This is a genomic window from Halomonas sp. MCCC 1A11062 (genome assembly GCF_021404355.1).
GTDB lineage: Bacteria > Pseudomonadota > Gammaproteobacteria > Pseudomonadales > Halomonadaceae > Halomonas > Halomonas aerodenitrificans.
On record NZ_JABFTW010000100.1, the window covers coordinates 1 to 243 of the forward strand.

At 63.4% G+C, this 243-nt stretch carries 1 protein-coding gene; it reads right to left on the reverse strand.

What is annotated here, in order from left to right:
* Positions 1-243, reverse strand: a 243-nt coding sequence (locus tag HOP58_RS22970; protein WP_234261946.1) for a PD-(D/E)XK nuclease domain-containing protein, incomplete at both ends; no start/stop codon positions are given.

The following is a 243-nucleotide window of genomic DNA, read 5'->3' on the forward strand; positions in this document are numbered from 1 at the left end:
ACAGGTACAGGTGCCCGGCGAAATCCACCGTCATGTCGACCTTGCCGTGGTGGCTGGCGTCCTCCACCGTCACGTTCACCCCCAGCGCGGCGAAATGGCTGTAGAACACGCTGGCATAGTGACCTTCGTAGCGGGCGATGGGGTTGTTGCGGTACCAGTCGTGGGGCAGCCCGGCGTAGAGGGCTTTGAGATGGGCCTCGAGGCCGGCCAGGTCATGCGCACGCAGATAGGTGAATAGCGTCT